This window comes from Paracoccus jeotgali, from assembly GCF_002865605.1.
GTDB classification, from domain to species: domain Bacteria; phylum Pseudomonadota; class Alphaproteobacteria; order Rhodobacterales; family Rhodobacteraceae; genus Paracoccus; species Paracoccus jeotgali.
In genome coordinates this window covers 1,758,998-1,773,425 of record NZ_CP025583.1, presented here as the reverse complement: position 1 = coordinate 1,773,425, position 14,428 = coordinate 1,758,998, and the positions used below count along the sequence as shown (strand labels likewise).

The following is a 14,428-nucleotide window of genomic DNA, read 5'->3' as shown; positions in this document are numbered from 1 at the left end:
GTGGGAACAAACGGGCAACTGCAAGCGAGGTTGCCATGACTGAAACCGTGAAATCCGTGCTGAGCGACGAGACCACCAGCGCTCGCGAACTTTTGGGCGATGCCCTGGGCGTGCTGGCCCTGGGCGTCACCATGTCCGTCATGCTGTGGCTGCCGGCGATCCTGTCTGCCTGACCTGTTCCGACGGCTTCGGCCACGGATCAGCACCTTGCGGGTGGCGCGGCCCTCGGCCCGTCACCCGCTTTTTCATCCGACATTGCCGGCCCCGGCAAAACCCGGTTAGGTGCGCGTCTGGATCGGGCGACGGCAAAGGGGCGCAATGAAACCGCGTAGCATCAATCTGGCGCTTCAGGGGGGCGGCGCGCATGGCGCCTTTACCTGGGGGGTCATGGACCGGCTTCTGGACGAGGACTGGCTGCACATCGCGGCGATCAGCGGCACCTCGGCCGGGGCGCTGAACGGGGCGGCGGCGCAGGCGGGGCTGGCCTCGGCCAAGGGGCGGCAGGGGCGCGAGGCCGCGCGCCGCAACATGCGCCACATCTGGGACCGGTTGAGCACGATCAGCGATTCGCAGGTGCTGCGCTGGCTGCATTCCTTCATGCCCATGCCGCACGCGCTGGACCGCTGGACCGAGGCGCTGTCGCCCTTTGCCTGGCTGGACGGGCTGACGCGGCTGTTCAGCCCCTATGATTACGGGCCGTTCTACAGCAATCCGCTGTCCGCGATCCTGAAAACCATGCCTTATCCGCAGCTTGGGCGCAGCTGCGACACGCGGATCTTCGTCAACGCCACCAATGTCCGCACCGGGCAGGCGCGCGTCTTTGGCGATGCCGAGGTGACGGTCGATGCGGTTCTGGCCTCGGCCTGCCTGCCGACCATCTATCGCGCCGTGGCCATCGACGACCCCCGCACCGGGCGGACCGAGCATTACTGGGACGGCGGCTATTCCGGCAACCCGTCGCTGTGGCCGCTTTATGCGCCCGAACTGCCGCGCGACATCGTGCTGGTCAACATCAACCCGCTGCGCCGCGACGACCTGCCCAAGACCCCGGCCGAGATCGCCGACCGCGTCAACGAGGTCAGCTTCAACGCCGCCCTGCTGTCAGAGCTGCGGGCGATCAACTTCGTCAAGCGCCTGCACCAGCAGGACCGGCTGAGCGGAAAAGAGATGAAGAACGTGCTGATGCACATGATCCTGGACGACAAGCTGATGAACGGGCTGTCGGCGCGCACCAAGATCCTGCCCGGCCCCGGCCTGCTGGATCAGATGTTCAACGCAGGGCGGCAGGCGGCGGACAGCTTTCTTAAAGAATGCGCCGACAACCTCAATCAGCGCGATTCGGTCGATTTCGGCGCCATGTTTCCGCGCGCGGCGTCGGGTTCGATCGCGCCGCCCATGCCCTCGGGCGGATAGACCAGCCCGCCCGAGATCACCAGCTTGGCCGCGTCCTCGACTGGCATATCAAGATAGCGCAGCTCGCGTTCCGGCACGAACAGCAGAAAGCCCGAGGTCGGGTTGGGCGTCGTCGGCACGAACACCGCGACCGTCCGCCCCGGCTGCCCGTCCGAGACGAGCCGCGCCACCTCGCCCCGCGCGCCGCCGGCGACAAAGCCCAAGCCCCACAGACCCTTGCGCGGATATTCGATCAGGCAGGCGCGGTCGAACTTGTCGTCGCCGGGGGTGAACAGCGTCTCGGCGATCTGCTTCAGCCCGCCATAGACTGCCCCGATCAGCGGGACATGCGCGACGATGGCCTCGCCCGCGCCGATGATCGCGCGGCCGGCCACGACACGGGCCAGCGCGCCGATCAGCAGGGTGAAGATCAGGAAGATCACCACCCCCACGCCGCGCAGATTGACGCCGATATAGCGCTCCAGCTGCCAGCGCGGTGGCACCAGCGGCAGAACCCAGCCATCGACCCAGCCGGTCAGCGTCCAGATCAGCCAGATGGTGATGGCCAAGGGCGCAATGACGATCAGCCCGGTCAGGAACGACACCCGCAGCCCGGCCAGCGGACCCGAGGCGCGCCGCTTTCGCCTTGGCCGGCGCGGTTCGGGCAGGCGCGTCACGCGGGCGTCCGGTCAGCCATCGCGCCGCAGTTCTGCCGCCGCAATGGCGATCTGCGCGCTAAAGCGGGCGTTGTTCAGCACCAGCGCGATGTTCGACTGCAGCGAGGCGCCCTCGGTCAGCTCGAAGATGCGTTGCAGCAGATAGGGGGTGACCGCCTTGGCGGCGATGCGGTGGCGGGCGGCATCCTCGAGCGCCTGATCGACGATCGGCGCGATGACGCTGCGCGGGATCTCGGCCTCGGGGGGGATCGGGTTCGCCACCAGATGCCCGCCCGGCAGCCCCATCCGCCCGCGCAGCGAGGCCGCCAGCGCGATCAGCGCCGGGTCGTCCATCCGCAAGGGCGCGCGCAGTCCCGATTCGCGCGACCAGAAGGCTGGCAACTGGTCCTGCCCGACCGCGATCACCGGCACGCCGAGGGTTTCCAGCACCTCGAGCGTTTTCGGCAGATCGAGGATCGCCTTGGCCCCGGCGCAGACCACGGTCACCGGCGTCTGCGCCAGTTCCTGCAGGTCGGCCGAGATGTCGAAGCTGGTCTCGGCCCCGCGATGGACGCCGCCGATGCCGCCGGTGGCGAACACTTCGATCCCGGCCAGATGGGCGCAGATCATCGTCGCGGCGACGGTGGTGGCCCCGGTCCGGCCCATGGCGACGCAGCCGGCCAGATCGGCGCGCGACAGCTTCATCACTTGGGCCGCGGGGATGCGGGCCAGCCCCTCCATCGCCTCGTCCTCGAGCCCGATGCAGATCACCCCGTCGATGACCGCGATGGTGGCGGGGATCGCGCCCGCAGCGCGGATCTCGGCCTCGACCTTGCGGGCCATGTCGAGGTTCTGCGGGAAGGGCATGCCGTGGGTGATGATGGTCGATTCGAGCGCGACGACGGGCGCGCCGTCCTGCAGCGCGCGGGCGACCTCGGATGTGGTGCGGATGTGGTTGGCAAGCGAGGTCATGGCATGTCCTTTCCTGAAACATGGGCAGCGGCGGCGGCAACGGCGCGGTCAAGGGCGGTCTTGCGGTCCGATCCGGTCAGTTCGGCGGCAAGATGGGCGGCAAGAAAGCAGTCGCCCGCGCCGGTGACGCGGGCAATGGGCACGGCGGGCGGGGTCGCGGTCATCACGCCCGCGCCGGTCAGCCCGTCCGCGACCGACGCCGCGCCATCGGTGACGATGACCCGCTGCACGCCCAGATCCAGCATCGCGAAGGCGGCGTCCTGAGCATTGGCAAGGGGGCGGTGGGCCAGCACCTCGGCCTCGAACCGGTTGATGTAGAAGCAGCCATGCGGCGCGCCGATCAGCGGCAGCAGGCGCTCGGCCTTGCCGGGGCTGGCGGGCACGATCCGCAGATCGGCCGCTGACAGACCCGGCTCGGCCGCGATGCGGGCCAGTTGGGCGGTGGTCAGATTGCCGTCGATGACCGCGATCCCGCGCCAGGGCTGCGTGGCCGATGCCAGCCTGCCGTCGCGGATCGGGGTCAGGATCAGGTCACCCGCATCCTCCAGCGAATGGGCGTCGGCGATGGCCGCGATCAGCCCGCGGCTGTCCTCGATCGCCATATAGACGTCGGTCGGCCCGCCATCGCGGCACAGATGGTCGCAAATCACCCCCAGCGAGGACGCCGCCGCGATCAGGGCATCGCCCTCGGCATCGCGGCCGACGGCGCTGAGAACCGTCGGCACCATCCCCCACCGCGCCACCGCCACGGCCACATTCAGCGCCACCCCGCCCGGCAGATGCGCGATCCGGCCCGGCATGTCGGCGCCGGGCGGCATGGGGCGCGGGCAGCGCCCGATCACGTCCCACAGCATCGCGCCGATGCACAGAAGATCCGCTTGCCTTGTCATCTGTTCCAGACCCGTTTGCACCCTTGATATGCCGCACCCGGCGGCTTGCCAACTGCCGCTGTCAGCGGGGTTCGGAGGGGATCAGCCGGGTGACCCCGACCGCCGCCGCCCGCGCCAGATCGGGGTCGAGCGACATGGTGACATATTCCCCGCGCCGCCACTTGACCGCGAGATCGTCATAATGCCGCGAGAAGGGATGCCCGGACTGCCCCGAAGCGATGATGAAGACAGAGCTGTCGGGATCGGCGAGGTCATAGACGCCGCGATACCCTGCGCCCTGCGTCGGGCGGAACGGCGTCGAACCCTGTCCCAGCAGCGGTGCGCGCGCCAGCGTGTGATCGCCCCCCGACAGCGATTGCCGCAGGTTCACGATCCAGCCGAGGCGCGGCGTCGGACCAAGCGCGGGATGGGTCTGGATCGCCTCATGCGCGTCGCCCCACCGCCAGCTTGTGACGTCGGGACCGTACCGCGCGGTCAGATCCAGGATCGCAGCGTCCAGCGATTGCCGCGCGATGGTCGAGCATGTCTCGACCGCCGCCGACTGGCGGATATCGCACCAGATCGCCGCCCCGCCACGGTTGCGGAACACACGCTCGATAAAGGCCGGGCGCAGGGCGGTCAGCTCGTCGGCCAGCGGGCCAAGCTCGTCACGGACCAGCCGGTCCTGCAGCGCGGCCATCCAGGCGGCATAGATCAGCGGCTCGGGCAGGTGCTCGTTCATCGCGCCGTCCCATTCGGCCAGCAGCCGCAGCGCGTCCTGCCGCTGGCGTTCCGGCGTGCCGCGCGCCGCAGGCTCGCCGGTGAACCACAGATCGGCGCCGACCAGCGGCAGCAGGGCGCGGGCGGCGGGGCTGACGATGTCGAGCTGCGTCTCGATCAGGCTGTCGCGGCTGTGGACCTCGCGCCCGGCCAGAAGGCGTTGCAGCCGGTCCCGGCGCAGGGTCGAATCGCCGTCGAAACCCAACCCGGCGCTGTTGCTGCCAAGCGCGCCGGTCGCAAACCCGAGGCCGTGCTGCGTCTCGTCCGGCGCATCCAGCCGCGTGACCCCCTGCCAGCGATTGCCAGCGATCCAGCCCGGCACCGGCATCCGGCCCGCCGTCGGGTGGTCCGGCGCACGTTCGGGGGCAAGCCCGATCAGCCGCTCTTCGATCCCCTCGCGGTCGGCCAGCGCCAAATGCGCGGCGGGCACGGCCCAGTCCTGCGCGGCGGCAAAGCCTGCCCGCCGGTCGCTGGCGGTCATCACCCCCAGTAGCGCGCTATAGCTGCGGTCGTCGGGCGCAAGCCCGGTCCAGGACAGCGCCGCCGCATGGCCCGCCGGCGTCACCGAGCCGAGGCCGAGGCTCGCGGGCGACAGCAGCGGGCCGTTCTCCGTCTCGCGCAGGGTGATCTGACGGTCAGGCGCGCCGCGCACGCGCAGGGTTTCGGTCCGGGCGGTGAAATCTTGCCACCCATTCACGCCGCGATAACGGTTGCTGTCGCCGGGCTGGACCTCTTCGATATGGATGTCGGCATCGTCGATCTGCGCCGGCACGAACCCCCATGCCAGCCGCGCCGAGCGGCCCGACAGCACCGCCGGCACGCCGGGAATGGTCGCCCCGATCACATCGCCGCTGCCCAGTTGCAGCCGCGCCAGATACCACAGCGAGGGCATGGTCAGCGCCGCCTGCGGGTCGCTGGCCAGCAGCGGCATCCCGGCGGCGGTGCGCTTGCCATCGGCGGCGAAGGCGCTGGCCCCCACGCCCGAAAACGGCGTCAGATAGCCCGCCAGGTCCAGCGGCCATTCCGGCGCGGCAGAGGCGACGGGCTGGATATGCTTGGCCGGAAACAGCGTGCCATAGGCGGGCATCGCAGCTTCGCCCGGGCGCGAGACGAGGTCCTGCCCGCGTTCGGGTTCGGCCAGCGACAGCCTTGCCCGCAGCACCTCGGCCGGGATCTGACGGCTGCTGGCGGCCCCATAAAGCTTCAGGATCGCCAGCGAATCGGCGGGCTGCCAATAGGCGATCTCGTCGGGGAACAGGAAGAATTCTGGCGCGCCGCGGCCCAAGGCGTCGCGGTTGACGATCTCGATCCAGCGGTTCACGCCGTCGGCATAGGCCTGCAGCGCGGCGCGCGCCTGATCGGATTGCGCCGCGACGCTGGCGCGGGCGGCGCGGGCCATGCCGATCCGTCGGGCCAGATCATCGGCGGCCAGCGCGCGTTCGCCATAGATCTCCGCCAGCCGCCCCTGCGCCGCGCGCCGCAGCACGGTCATCTGGAATAGCCGGTCCTGCGCATGCGCCAGCCCGAGCGCAAAGAACGCATCGCTGTCGCTTTTGGCAAAGATATGCGGCACGTTCTCGGTCGAGCGCACGATCTCGATCTCGGCCCCGATGCCGGGCACGACATAGCTCGCCGCGTAATCGGGCACCGAGCGCATGGCGAAATACCACACCAGCAGCAGCGCCGCCGCGGACAGCGCGATCAGACCAAGCGTCAGCCGCAGGAACCAGCGGAACAGGGTCAGCATCGGGGGGCGTCGTCCTTCGCAGCGCGTCCTCGCTTGACCGCGGGGCCGGGGGGTGGTGTCTTGCGGGTTGTGTAGGCCAAGCGCCGCGCCCTTTCAACGCGCGAAAGGCGGCGGCGCCAAGGCTTTTGGGCATCTGGGACAGAGTGGGGACAGCATGGCAAAGATCGCGTTTCTGGGCTTGGGGGTGATGGGTTTTCCGATGGCCGGGCATCTGGCCCGCGCCGGACACGAGGTCACCGTCTTTAACCGCAGCCCGGAAAAGGCCGACGCCTGGCTGGCCACGTATCCGGGCCACCGCGCTGCCACCCCGCGCGAGGCCGCAAACGGCGCCGAGATCGTTCTGGCCTGTGTGGGCAATGACGACGATTTGCGTCAGGTCTGTCTGGGTCAGGACGGCGCGTTTGCGGGCATGGCAAAGGGGTCGGTCTTTGCCGATCACACCACGGTTTCCGCCCGAGTGACGCAGGAATTGGCCGGGATCGCGGCCGAGGCGGGCATCGGCTTTGTCGACGCGCCGGTCTCGGGCGGGCAGGCGGGGGCGGAAAATGGCCAGCTTTCGGTGATGTGCGGCGGTGCGCAGCCAGATTTCGACCGCGTGCAGCCGGTGATCGCGACTTATGCCAAGATCTGCCGGCTGATGGGGCCGGTCGGGTCGGGCCAGGTCACCAAGATGTGCAACCAGATCGCCATTGCCGGTCTGGTGCAGGGACTGGCGGAATCGCTGCGTTTCGCCGAGGCTTCCGGGCTGGAAATCGGCGAGGTGGTCGAGGTGATCAGCCAGGGCGCGGCCGGAAGCTGGCAGATGATGAACCGCCACAAGACCATGGCCGAGGGGAAATTCGACCACGGTTTCGCCGTCGACTGGATGCGCAAGGATCTGGGCATCTGTCTGGATGCCGCCGATGATCTGGGCGTCAGTCTGCCGGTGACGGCGCTGGTCGACCAGTTCTACAAGGATATCCAGCGCATGGGCGGCGGCCGCTGGGACACCTCGGCCCTGATCCAGCGGCTGCGGGACTGAAGCGCCGCCAAACCCGATAAAATCGCTGCGTGATCCGGCATCGCCTTGAATCCGGTGCCGGTTGCGTCGTAGCTGCGACGGCCTCCAGTGAAACAACCAAGGGATCACCCCATGAAACTGAACGTCATCATCGTCTCGACCCGGCCCACCCGCATCGGCAAGACCGTCGCGGACTGGTTCTTTCCCTATGCCCAAAGCCATGCCTCGGGCTTTGACGAGGTGGTTCTGACGGATCTGGCCGAGCTGGACCTGCCGCTGTTCGACGAGCCGAAGCATCCCGCGATGCAGCAATACCAGCACGACCATACCAAGAAATGGTCCGAGATCGTCGCCGGTTCGGATGCCTTCGTGTTCGTGCTGCCCGAATACAACTTCGTCGCGCCGCCCAGCTTTTTCAACGCGCTGAGCTATCTGGTCAAGGAATGGAACTACAAGCCGGCGGGGTTTGTGTCTTATGGCGGCGTGTCGGGCGGCCTGCGTGCGGTGCAGTCGGCCAAGCCGGTGATGACCACGCTCAAGATGATGCCGCTGACCGAGCAGGTGATGATTCCCTTCGTTCACAAGCAGGTGCAGGACAACAAGCTGCAGCCCAATGATGAGATGATCAAAAGCGCCGATGCGCTGCTGCCGGAACTGGCGAAATGGGCCAAGGCGCTGAAAACCATGCGCTAAGCCGCGCTGGCTGCCCCGGCGGCGGGGGCGTCGGCGCGCGCGCCGAGACCCGCCGACGCGGCAATTCGCGTCTGGCAATCCGCGTCGTGGCGGTTAGGATCGCGCCACGCGGCCCGGCCGCCGCAGCATGAACGGAGACACTGCCATGTCCATCGATGACCGCCTTGCCGAACTGGGTCTGACGCTGCCCCCGGCACCTGCGCCGGCGGCGAATTATGTGCCCTATGTCCGCAGCGGCAATCTGCTGTTCGTGTCAGGCCAGATCTCGGCGAATGAGGACGGGCTGATCCTCGGCCGGCTGGGCGAGGATATGGAGACGGCCGAGGGCGCCGAGGCCGCGCGCCGTTGCGGGCTGGCGCTGCTGGCGCAGGTCCGCGCCGCGCTGGGGTCGCTGGACCGGGTGCGGCAGGTGGTGCGGCTGGGCGGATTCGTCAACTCGACCGCCGAATTCACCGAACAGCCCGAGGTGGTGAACGGCTGCTCGGACCTGATCGCGCAGGTGTTCGGCGATGCCGGTCGCCACGCCCGCGCCGCCATCTCGGCCAATGCGCTGCCGCGCGGCGTCGCGGTCGAGATCGAGGCCGTGTTCGAGGTGGAATGATGGCACTGCATCCGGATTTTCTGCGGCTTCCCATCGCCCATCGCGGGCTGCACGGTCCCGGCGTGCCGGAAAACTCTCGCGCCGCCTTTCGCGCCGCGATCGAGGCCGGCTATGGGATCGAGCTGGACGTCCAGCCGGCGTCTGACTGCACGCCGATGGTGTTTCACGATTACGATCTGTCGCGGATGTGCGGGGATGAGGGGTTCGTCGTCGATCTCGACCCCGAGGACCTGTCCGAGCTGCGGCTGGGCGACAGCGAAGAGGGTATCCCGACGCTGAACGACGTTCTGCGGCTGGTCGCCGGCCAGGTGCCGCTGCTGATCGAGATCAAGGATCAGGACGGCCGGTTGGGGCGCGGCATCGGCGAGGTTCAGGACCGGGTCGCCGCGCTGCTGCAGAACTATCACGGGCCGGTCGCGGTCATGTCCTTCAACCCGCACACCGTCACCGCCTTTGGCAAGGCCGCGCCGCGGGTCAGCCGGGGCCTGACCAGTTGCAAGTTCGACAAGGACGACTGGCCGATGCTGGACGACGAAACCCGCGCCCGGCTGAGCCAGCTTGCCGATTTCGACAGCACCGGGGCCGAGTTCCTGTCCCATGACTGGCATGATCTGGAAAATCCTGCCGTAATCGACCTTCGGGCGCGTGGCGTGCCGGTGCTGTGCTGGACCATCACCTCGGCCGAGCAGCAAGCCCAGACCCGCGAGCAGGCCGACAACATCACGTTCGAGCGCTTCCTGCCCTGATGGGACCGGTCACCGCGCTTTACGAGGCCCGCATAAATGACGGGCTGCTGCAGGATGACGAGGCGCAGCGCGAGGTGCTGCCGATCCTCGACGCCATCGCCACCGGGCTGGCCCATACCGACACCGCGCCCAAGACGCGCGGCGGCTGGCGCGGCTGGTTTTCGGGCGCGGGCGCGGCGCCCCAGCCGGCGCCGGCGGGGCTGTATCTGTGGGGCGGGGTCGGGCGCGGCAAGTCGATGCTGATGGATCTGGTCATGCAGGCCACGCCCATCGCAGCCAAGCGCCGCGTCCATTTCCACGCCTTCATGCAGGAAATCCAGGCCGGGCTGAACGAGGCCCGCAAGCGCGGCGATCAGGACGCCGTCCGCCCGGTCGCGCTGGCCGTCGCCCGTCAGGTGCGGCTGCTGTGTTTCGACGAGATGCAGATCACCGATATCGCCGATGCGATGATCGTCGGCCGGCTGTTTCAGGTGCTGTTCGAAGAGGGCACCTGCATCGTCACCACCTCGAACCGCGTACCCGAGGATCTGTACAAGGACGGGCTGAACCGCCAGCTTTTCCTGCCCTTCATCGCCATGATCCGCGACCGGTTGCAGGTGGTGGCGCTGGACAGTCCGCGCGACCATCGTCAGGACCGGATCGGCGGCGACAAGGTCTGGTTCTGCCCGCTGAACCGCGAAAGCCGGGCCGAGATCGACGCCATCTGGCGCCGGATCACGCAAGGGCGTCCCGCGCCGCCGCTGGTGCTCGACGTCAAGGGCCGCAAGGTCGAGGTGGCGCAGCATCTGGACCGCATGGCGCGGACCCGGTTCTGGGATCTGTGCGGGCGGCCCTTGGGCCCGGCGGATTATCTGGCGCTCGCCGAGGCCGTCGATCTGCTGGTGATCGACGAGATCCCGCAGCTTTCCTCGAGCAATTTCAACGAGGCGCGGCGCTTTGTGACGCTGATCGACGCGCTTTACGAGGCGCAGGTCCGGCTGATCGCCTCGGCCGCGGCCGAGCCCGAGAACCTGTATGTCGAAGGCGAGGGCAGCTTCGAATTCGAGCGAACGGCCTCTCGGCTGCGCGAGATGCAGGACGCCGATTGGGGTGCTGCGGCGGCTTAGCCGTTGTCGCGCAGCACCGTCCCGGCCAGATACAGAGAGCCGCAGATCAGCAGCCGCGCGCCCGGATGGTCCTGCGCCAGCCGCCGGACCGCGCTTGCGGTATCGGGCGCGGTGCTGGCCAGCAGCCCGACCGAACTTGCCAGATCGCGCGTCTGTTCGGCGGGCAGGGTGTTCGCCTCATCCGGGATCGACACCGCGACCAGCGATTGCGAGACCTGACCCAGCGGGCGCAGATAGCCAGTGACATCCTTGGTGTTCAGCATCCCGCAGATCAGATGCGTGGGCCGCTGCGGCAGCCCCGCCAGCGTCGCCGCAATCGCCTGCCCCCCGGCGGCATTGTGGCCGCCGTCGAGCCATAGCTCGCAGCCCTGCGCCTCGGCGATGGCCACCAGCGGCCCGCGCCGCAGCCGTTGCATCCGCGCTGGCCAGTCGGCACGGGTGACGGCGGCAAGCGCGGCGTCGGCGCCGAATCCCAGCGCCCGCAGCGCGGCGATGGCGGTGCCGGAATTGTCGATCTGGTGCGGGCCGGGCAGGTTCGGCAGCGGCAGGTCCAACAAGCCGTCCTGATCCTGAAACACCATCCCGTCCCGCTCGGCGGCGCTATGCCAATCCTGCCCCGCGATGTGCAGCGGCGCGGACAGCCGCCGGGCGCGCTCCTCGATCACGGCAAGCGCCGCATCGGGCTGGCGGGCGATGATCGCCGGCACGCGCCGCTTGAGGATGCCCGCCTTTTCGCCCGCGATCTGCGGCAGCGTGTCGCCCAGATATTGCGTGTGGTCGATGCTGACCGGCGTGATGATGGTCAGCGCCGGGGTCTCGATGACATTGGTCGCGTCCAGCCGCCCGCCAAGCCCGACCTCGAGCAGCGTATAATCGGCCGACGTCCGCGCAAAGGCGATGAAGGCGGCGGCGGTCGTCAGCTCAAAGAAGGTGATCGGGCGGCCTTCATTGACCTTCTCGATCTCGGTCAGGATGTCGGCCAGGTCCGGCTCGGGGATCAGCGTCCCGGCGAGGCGGATGCGTTCGTGAAACCGCGCCAGATGCGGCGAGGTATAGGCGTGGACGCGGCGGCCCTGCGATTCCAGCCCGGCGCGGATCATCGCCAGCGTCGAGCCCTTGCCATTCGTCCCCGCGATATGGACGACCGGCGGGAGCCGGTCCTGCGGATCGCCCAGATCGGCCAGCAGGCGCTGCATCCGGTCCAGCGACAGGTCGATGATCTTGGGGTGCAGGCCCATCACCCGGTGGAGGATGGCGTCAGAGTGATCCATGGCCGCGCCGTCGCGTCAGGGTTTGGCGGGGGCGGGCTTTGCCGCGGCCTTGGGCGCAGGGGTCGGCGTGGTGGCGGATTTGTCGGCGATCTGCGCCTGTCCGGCGGGCGAGGGCGGCGGCAATTCGCCCATCACCGCAGGCGGCATGTCGCAGAGGATCCGCAGAATCGTGATCAGCTCTTCCCGCAACTCGCTGCGCGGGGTGACGCGGTCGAGCATCCCGTGTTCCAGCAGATATTCGGCGCGCTGAAACCCCTCGGGCAGTTTCTCGCGGATGGTCTGCTCGATCACGCGCGGGCCGGCAAAGCAGATCAGCGCGTTCGGCTCGGCGATCTGGACGTCGCCCAGCATCGCATAGGACGCGGTGACGCCGCCGGTGGTCGGATGAGTCAGCACGACGATATAGGGCAGCCCGGCCTCGCGCAGCATCTGGACGGCGACGGTGGTGCGAGGCATCTGCATCAGCGACAGGATGCCTTCCTGCATCCGCGCGCCGCCTGCGGCCGAAAACAGCACCAGCGGCCGCTTGAGCTCGATGGCGCGTTCGGCGGCGGCGATGATGGCGTTGCCGACATACATCCCCATCGACCCGGCCATGAAGGAAAAATCCTGCGCCGCCGCGACGATGGGCGTGCGCCCCATCTCGCCCTCGGCCACCAGCATCGCCTCTTTCTCGCCGGTCGCCTTCTGCGCGGCCTTCATGCGGTCGGGATATTTCTTCTGGTCGCGGAACTGCAGCGGATCGGCAACGGGTTCGGGGACCGCGACCTCGCGGAACAGGCCGTTGTCGAACAGCGCCGCAAAGCGGTCACGCGGCGAGATCGGCAGATGATGGCCGCAATTGGTGCAGACCTGCAGGTTGTCGGCCAGTTCGCGGTGAAACAGCATCGTTCCGCATTCGGGACATTTCGTCCACAGATTCTCGGGCACTTCGCGCCGCGAGAACAGCGAATTGATGCGCGGGCGGACGTAGTTGGTGATCCAGTTCATCTGAAACGGCTCCTGACCGGGGTCGCAGGACAGATAGGCCGCGCGTCACGGAATTGCAATTGCAGCGAGGGCCCGGAACAGGTTTCATGCCGGGCATGTGGACCACCCTTCTCGTCATCACCCATTATGTGCTGGCGGCCTTCATCGTGGTGCGGGTTCTGACCCGCAACCGGATCGAGCCATCGGTCCGGCTGGCCTGGATCATGGTCGTCGAGGCGCTGCCCTTCGTCGGCATCGTCGCCTATCTGCTGTTCGGCGAGGTGCGGATCGCGCAGGCCGACCGGCAGCGCGCCGCCGACATCCGCAGTCACCTCAGCGGCGTGATGACGCCTAGCCCGCACCGGATCGAGACACCGCCCGACTGGATGGCCGGCATCGCCGCGACCGCCGAATCGGTGGGCGGGATGCCGCCCGTCGACGGCAACCGGCTGCGGCTGCTGCCCGAGGGCGACGACGCCTTTGACGAGATGATCCGCGCCATCGAGACCGCGCGGACCCATGTCCATGTGCTGTTCTATATCTGGCTGAACGACGTCTCGGGCGGGCGGATCGGCAAGGCGTTGTGCAAGGCGGCGCAGCGCGGGGTCGATTGCCGGGTGATGGTCGACGATCTCGGCTCGCGCCGGTTCTGGCGGTCGTCGCTGTGGACCGAGATGGAGGATGCAGGCGTGGTGCTGGTCCGCGCCATGCCCACCGGCTATTTCCCGCTGCGGATGCTGTCGCGGCGGCTGGATCTGCGCAATCACCGCAAGATCGTGCTGATCGACAACCGGCTGGGCTTTACCGGCAGTCGCAATGCCGCCGACATGGCCTTTGCCGTCAAGCCGCGCTACGCGCCCTGGATCGACGTCTGGTTCGCGGTCGAAGGCCCGGTCCTGCGCCAGATGCAGACGGTGTTTCTCGCCGACTGGATGAGCTATACCGGCGTCGATCTGGGCAGCGAGATGCTGGCCGCCGTGCCCCCGGCCGAGGGCGGCAATGTGGTGGCGCAGGTGGTCTCGACCGGGCCGGACCTGCGGGCGGGCAGCGTGTCCGACTGCATCATCGCGCTGCTGGCGGCGGCGCGAAAGCAGGTCATCATCACGACACCCTATTACGTCCCCGATCCCGCGACCGATGCCGCCATTCAGGCCTGCGCGCGGCGCGGCATCGCGGTGACGATGATCCTGCCGGCGCGCAATGATTCGCTGTTCGTAGGCGCGACCTCGCAGGGCTTCTATCTGGGGCTGCTGCGGGCCGGGGTACGGCTGATGGCGTTCAAGCCGGGGCTGCTGCACGCCAAGCTGATCACCGTCGATGGCCGCATCGCCATGCTGGGCAGCGGCAATCTCGACCGCCGCAGTTTTGAGTTGAACTACGAGATGAACATGATCGTGGCCGACGGCGCCGCGATTGCCGCGATCGACGCCCGCCAGCAGAGCTATCTGGACCGCGCCCGCGAGATCACGCTGGACGAGGTCGCGGCATGGCCAAGCTGGCGGCGGATCCGGAACAACACCTTGGCCCTGGCGACGCCGCTGCTTTAGCGGCTGGGGCGGGGGCTGGCGACGCTGCTGCTGTGGTCTGAATGTCGCCTTACGCCCGCCCAGGCGGCGCCACCGGAAG

The 14,428-nt window shown here is 68.4% G+C and carries 14 protein-coding genes; 8 read left to right on the top strand and 6 right to left on the bottom strand.

Features of this window, described 5'->3' with window-relative positions; genetic code table 11:
• Window positions 1–35 precede the first annotated feature (35 nt).
• Both CYR75_RS16050 and CYR75_RS08635 read left to right on the top strand, forming a co-directional pair.
• Window positions 36–173, top strand: coding sequence for a hypothetical protein (locus CYR75_RS16050; RefSeq protein WP_158644620.1), 138 nt, complete (start codon window positions 36–38; stop codon window positions 171–173).
• 145 nt (window positions 174–318) lie between these two features.
• A complete protein-coding gene (locus tag CYR75_RS08635) occupies window positions 319–1,413 on the top strand; it encodes a patatin-like phospholipase family protein (RefSeq protein ID WP_101499672.1) in 1,095 nt (364 codons plus the stop codon).
• Here CYR75_RS08635 and CYR75_RS08630 read toward each other — a convergent pair.
• The 4 genes from CYR75_RS08630 to CYR75_RS08615 all read right to left on the bottom strand — a co-directional run bounded on the left by CYR75_RS08630 (window position 1,329) and on the right by CYR75_RS08615 (window position 6,416).
• Window positions 1,329–2,069, bottom strand: coding sequence for a DUF502 domain-containing protein (locus CYR75_RS08630; protein ID WP_404825346.1), 741 nt, complete (start codon window positions 2,067–2,069; stop codon window positions 1,329–1,331). The genes CYR75_RS08635 and CYR75_RS08630 overlap by 85 nt on opposite strands.
• A 12-nt stretch (window positions 2,070–2,081) precedes the next feature.
• The gene (locus CYR75_RS08625) at window positions 2,082–3,020 is read right to left on the bottom strand and encodes a pseudouridine-5'-phosphate glycosidase (protein ID WP_101499671.1); all 939 of its coding nucleotides are present in this window, start codon (window positions 3,018–3,020) and stop codon (window positions 2,082–2,084) included.
• Complete coding sequence (locus CYR75_RS08620) at window positions 3,017–3,910, bottom strand: PfkB family carbohydrate kinase (RefSeq protein WP_101499670.1); 894 nt, start codon at window positions 3,908–3,910, stop codon at window positions 3,017–3,019. The genes CYR75_RS08625 and CYR75_RS08620 overlap by 4 nt, the downstream gene beginning before the upstream one ends.
• A gap of 61 nt (window positions 3,911–3,971) precedes the next feature.
• Entirely contained in the window at window positions 3,972–6,416 is a 2,445-nt protein-coding gene (locus CYR75_RS08615) for a penicillin acylase family protein (RefSeq protein WP_101499669.1), read from the bottom strand.
• 154 nt (window positions 6,417–6,570) lie between these two features.
• On the opposite strand from CYR75_RS08615, the gene CYR75_RS08610 reads away from it, so the two are divergent.
• The 5 genes from CYR75_RS08610 to zapE all read left to right on the top strand — a co-directional run bounded on the left by CYR75_RS08610 (window position 6,571) and on the right by zapE (window position 10,562).
• Window positions 6,571–7,437: an NAD(P)-dependent oxidoreductase gene (locus tag CYR75_RS08610; RefSeq protein ID WP_101499668.1), complete on the top strand. Its 867-nt coding sequence runs from the start codon at window positions 6,571–6,573 to the stop codon at window positions 7,435–7,437.
• Window positions 7,438–7,548: 111 nt separating this feature from the next.
• A complete protein-coding gene (locus tag CYR75_RS08605; protein WP_101499667.1) occupies window positions 7,549–8,109 on the top strand; it encodes an NADPH-dependent FMN reductase in 561 nt (186 codons plus the stop codon).
• Window positions 8,110–8,254: 145 nt separating this feature from the next.
• A complete protein-coding gene (locus CYR75_RS08600) occupies window positions 8,255–8,710 on the top strand; it encodes a RidA family protein (RefSeq protein WP_101499666.1) in 456 nt (151 codons plus the stop codon).
• On the top strand, window positions 8,710–9,456 hold the full coding sequence (locus tag CYR75_RS08595; RefSeq protein ID WP_101500958.1) for a glycerophosphodiester phosphodiesterase family protein: 747 nt from the start codon (window positions 8,710–8,712) through the stop codon (window positions 9,454–9,456). Before CYR75_RS08600 ends, CYR75_RS08595 begins: the two co-directional genes overlap by 1 nt.
• Entirely contained in the window at window positions 9,456–10,562 is a 1,107-nt protein-coding gene (gene zapE, locus CYR75_RS08590) for a cell division protein ZapE (RefSeq protein ID WP_101499665.1), read from the top strand. Before CYR75_RS08595 ends, zapE begins: the two co-directional genes overlap by 1 nt.
• Here zapE and CYR75_RS08585 read toward each other — a convergent pair.
• Together CYR75_RS08585 and accD are read right to left on the bottom strand one after the other, a co-directional pair.
• The gene (locus CYR75_RS08585; protein ID WP_101499664.1) at window positions 10,559–11,833 is read right to left on the bottom strand and encodes a bifunctional folylpolyglutamate synthase/dihydrofolate synthase; all 1,275 of its coding nucleotides are present in this window, start codon (window positions 11,831–11,833) and stop codon (window positions 10,559–10,561) included. The two genes, zapE and CYR75_RS08585, sit on opposite strands and share 4 nt — an antisense overlap.
• Before the next feature lie 15 nt (window positions 11,834–11,848).
• Entirely contained in the window at window positions 11,849–12,823 is a 975-nt protein-coding gene (gene accD, locus CYR75_RS08580) for an acetyl-CoA carboxylase, carboxyltransferase subunit beta (RefSeq protein ID WP_101499663.1), read from the bottom strand.
• A 95-nt stretch (window positions 12,824–12,918) separates the two neighbouring features.
• Between accD and cls the strand changes: the two genes are divergently transcribed.
• A complete protein-coding gene (cls, locus tag CYR75_RS08575) occupies window positions 12,919–14,349 on the top strand; it encodes a cardiolipin synthase (RefSeq protein ID WP_101500957.1) in 1,431 nt (476 codons plus the stop codon).
• Window positions 14,350–14,428: the final 79 nt, after the last annotated feature.

Bases quoted from the DNA above. Each gene is read 5' to 3' on its own strand.
- CYR75_RS16050 (WP_158644620.1), top strand. From the start codon at position 36: ATGACTGAAACCGTGAAATCCGTGCTGAGCGACGAGACCACCAGCGCT.
- CYR75_RS08635 (WP_101499672.1), top strand. From the start codon at position 319: ATGAAACCGCGTAGCATCAATCTGGCGCTTCAGGGGGGCGGCGCGCAT.
- CYR75_RS08625 (WP_101499671.1), bottom strand. From the start codon at position 3,020: ATGACCTCGCTTGCCAACCACATCCGCACCACATCCGAGGTCGCCCGC.
- CYR75_RS08620 (WP_101499670.1), bottom strand. From the start codon at position 3,910: ATGACAAGGCAAGCGGATCTTCTGTGCATCGGCGCGATGCTGTGGGAC.
- CYR75_RS08615 (WP_101499669.1), bottom strand. From the start codon at position 6,416: ATGCTGACCCTGTTCCGCTGGTTCCTGCGGCTGACGCTTGGTCTGATC.
- CYR75_RS08610 (WP_101499668.1), top strand. From the start codon at position 6,571: ATGGCAAAGATCGCGTTTCTGGGCTTGGGGGTGATGGGTTTTCCGATG.
- CYR75_RS08605 (WP_101499667.1), top strand. From the start codon at position 7,549: ATGAAACTGAACGTCATCATCGTCTCGACCCGGCCCACCCGCATCGGC.
- CYR75_RS08600 (WP_101499666.1), top strand. From the start codon at position 8,255: ATGTCCATCGATGACCGCCTTGCCGAACTGGGTCTGACGCTGCCCCCG.
- CYR75_RS08595 (WP_101500958.1), top strand. From the start codon at position 8,710: ATGGCACTGCATCCGGATTTTCTGCGGCTTCCCATCGCCCATCGCGGG.
- zapE (WP_101499665.1), top strand. From the start codon at position 9,456: ATGGGACCGGTCACCGCGCTTTACGAGGCCCGCATAAATGACGGGCTG.
- CYR75_RS08585 (WP_101499664.1), bottom strand. From the start codon at position 11,833: ATGGATCACTCTGACGCCATCCTCCACCGGGTGATGGGCCTGCACCCC.
- accD (WP_101499663.1), bottom strand. From the start codon at position 12,823: ATGAACTGGATCACCAACTACGTCCGCCCGCGCATCAATTCGCTGTTC.
- cls (WP_101500957.1), top strand. From the start codon at position 12,919: ATGTGGACCACCCTTCTCGTCATCACCCATTATGTGCTGGCGGCCTTC.